Origin of the sequence: Ornithinibacter sp., from assembly GCF_035443565.1 — a bacterium.
Lineage (GTDB): Bacteria > Actinomycetota > Actinomycetes > Actinomycetales > Dermatophilaceae > Fodinibacter.
In genome coordinates, this window is sequence record NZ_DAORSO010000059.1 from 5,622 (window position 1) to 8,409 (window position 2,788).

2 protein-coding genes and 1 pseudogene are annotated in these 2,788 nt (G+C 72.1%); 2 read left to right on the forward strand and 1 reads right to left on the reverse strand.

The window, feature by feature from the left end:
• Positions 1-133: 133 nt before the first annotated feature.
• Positions 134-1,744, reverse strand: coding sequence for a cation:proton antiporter domain-containing protein (locus PLL68_RS08165; RefSeq protein WP_324533279.1), 1,611 nt, complete (start codon positions 1,742-1,744; stop codon positions 134-136).
• A gap of 86 nt (positions 1,745-1,830) precedes the next feature.
• Here PLL68_RS08165 and PLL68_RS08170 point away from each other — a divergent pair, with 86 nt between their 5' ends.
• Positions 1,831-2,163, forward strand: a complete 333-nt coding sequence (locus PLL68_RS08170) for a hypothetical protein (RefSeq protein WP_324533280.1) — start codon at positions 1,831-1,833, stop codon at positions 2,161-2,163.
• A pseudogene (locus PLL68_RS08175) lies at positions 2,163-2,788 on the forward strand (MGH1-like glycoside hydrolase domain-containing protein); the annotation flags it as partial. The gene PLL68_RS08170 and the pseudogene PLL68_RS08175, both read left to right, overlap by 1 nt.

Genomic DNA, 2,788 nt, shown 5'->3' on the forward strand with positions numbered 1-2,788 from the left:
GGGAACGCGGGTGCGAGCCCGGGTGCACGCGAACCTCGCCGCCGACCTGGCCGACCTGGTGGCCCCGGCCTGACCACGGCCTGACCACGGCCTGACCACGGCCTGACCACCGCCTGACCGCACGCGGTGCCCGTCAGGGTTGGAGCGCCTCTTCGGGGCCGTCGAGTGCGGCATCGGCCAGGGCCACCCCTGAGCCGCTGTAGACGTGCAACACGGTGTTCGCACCGTTGGCGTGCAGCTCGGTGACCTCGTCGTCGTAGCGGGCGACGGCCGCCACGGTGCCGGCGAAGCTGCGTGCCCGCACGACCTCGATGGTCGCGAGGTTGGCCTCGTGGAACGGCATGGCGAGCACCACCGTGCGCAGGGTCCTCACCGCGACCAGGCGGCGCCACAGGCTGCTGTCGGTGGCATCCGCCAGCACGACCTCGACTCCCCGAGCCTGTAGCCGGGCCACCCGCTCCTCGTCGTGCTCGATGCCGAGCACCCGAAGACCGCGCTCGGTCAGTCGGCGGTGGGCGGCGCTACCGACCCGACCCATCCCGAGGACGAGGGCATCGACGTCGTGCAGCGGGATGGGGCGCTCCGCCTCGTCGAGCGACCCGGGGTCAGGGTCGGGCCAGCGGCGCTCGATCGCGTCGGAGATCTGCTCGGCCCTGGCGTTGACCGCACTGGAGAGCACGAAGCTCAGCGCCACGGTCACGGCCGTCGTCGTGACCCAGCGTTCGGTGACGAGGCCGGCATCCTGCGCGGTGGACATGACGACGAGGGCGAACTCCGAGCAGTTGGCCAGCACGAGCGCCGTGAGCACCGCCGTGCGGCGGCGCATCCGCAGCATCGACAGCAGCACGACGTAGGCCAGCGTCTGCACCGGCAGGAGCAGCAACAGCAGGGCGGCGGTGAGGACCTGCTGCAGGTCCGGGACGCCGTGCAGCCCGATCGACAGGAAGAACGCGACGAGCAACAGCTCCTTGACGCCGAAGATCGACTTCGCCAGGTCGTCGGAGCGCGCTGCGCCGGCGAGCAGCATGCCCATGGCCAGGGCGCCGAGGTCACCCTTGAGCCCCAGCGCGTCGAAGAGCGCGTACCCGGGGACGAAGGCCATGAGGATCCCGAACAGGACCTGCAGCTCGGCGCGGCCGGCACGCTCCCAGAGCGCGACGATCACCCGCCGGGCGGGGATCAGGAGGAGCAGGGCGAACGCCCACGGGCTCGGCGGGCTGCCCTGGGACACGGCGACGAAGACCACGGCGAAGACGTCCTGCACGACGAGGACGCCGATCGCGATCTGCCCGTACCGCGAGCGTGACTCGTTGCGCTCGTCGAGCACCTTGACGACGAACACGGTGCTCGAGAACGACAGGGCCAGGGCGACCAGGGCGAGGGCACGCAGGTCCAACCCGGACGCCTCGGCGACACCGAGCGCGGACAGCCCGGTGAGGAAGCCGACGCCGATGCCGACCATGAGCAGCGAGTGCAACCCCGTGGTCAGCCACACCTCACGGCGCAGCAGCCGCCGGATGTCGAGGTGCAGGCCGACGGCGAAGAGCAACAGGGTGACCCCGAGGTCGGCGAGCAGGTCGATCACCGGTGGCCGGCCCAGGTCGGCGCCGGAACCGACGGCATCGGCCCCGGCCAGCGCGAAGCCAGCAGCGAGGAAACCCAGCAGGGGTGGCAGCCGCAGCACCCGGGCGACCAGCCCGGCCGCGAAGGCTGCGGTGAGGACGATCGCGGCATCCGGCGTCATCCATGCCTCCTTCGCTGCCGTGCTCCGGTCGTGAGTCTGCCCGAGCATGGCAGGCTGGGCGGCCACCGCCCCCGCAGGAGGATGCCGTGTCCCAGTTCACCGAGTCGTCCCCGGCCGACCAGCACCGGGTCGCCAGCGAGCAGCTGGTCGCGATCGCCGAGCAGGTGAGCGACTGGGACGCGCCGACCCCGGTGCGCGAGTGGGTGGCCCGTGACATCCCCGAGCACCTCACGTGGCTCGGCGGCTTCCTCGGTGGTCTGGGGGTGAGCGTGGACATTCCGCGCCTCGACGACCCGGCGGCCCAGGTGCGTGCCTCCGGCCAGTTCGGCACCCCCCAGCCGGTGGCCGGCGATGCACCGATCCAGGAGCGGCTGATCGCGCTGCTCGGTCGTGACCCGCACTGGAGCCCCGAGGTCTGATGGCGGTCACCGGGCAGCCCCCCGCCCCCACCGACGAACAGGTCCGGCTGCGCCACAGCCCCGGCGACGACGACCCGTGGCGGCTCTGGGGCCCCTACCTCTCGGCTCGTCAGTGGGGCACGGTGCGCGAGGACTACTCCGACGACGGTGACGCCTGGGCCCACTTCCCCTTCGACCAGGCCCACGCCCGGGCCTACCGCTGGGGTGAGGACGGCATCGCGGGCCTCACCGACCGCTACGGCTTCCTCAACCTCGCGGTCGCCGCCTGGAACCACCGCGACGACCGGCTCAAGGAGCGCCTGTTCGGGCTCACCAACGCTCAGGGCAACCACGGCGAGGACGCCAAGGAGTACTGGTGGGCGCTGGATGCCACCCCGACCCACTCGTGGGCCCAGTACCTCTACCGCTATCCGCAGGCCGCCTTCCCGTACGACGCGCTCGTCGAGGAGAACGCGCGGCGCGGCCCGGACGCCCCGGAGTTCCAGCTCGCCGACACCGGGGTGCTCCAGCAGAGCCGCTTCTTCGACATCGTGACGACGCACGCCAAGGTCACCCCGCAGGACGTGTGCCTGGTCATCGAGGCGACCAACCACGGCCCGGATGCCGCGCCGCTCGACCTCGTGCC

Bases quoted from the DNA above. Each gene is read 5' to 3' on its own strand.
- PLL68_RS08165 (WP_324533279.1), bottom strand. From the start codon at position 1,744: ATGACGCCGGATGCCGCGATCGTCCTCACCGCAGCCTTCGCGGCCGGG.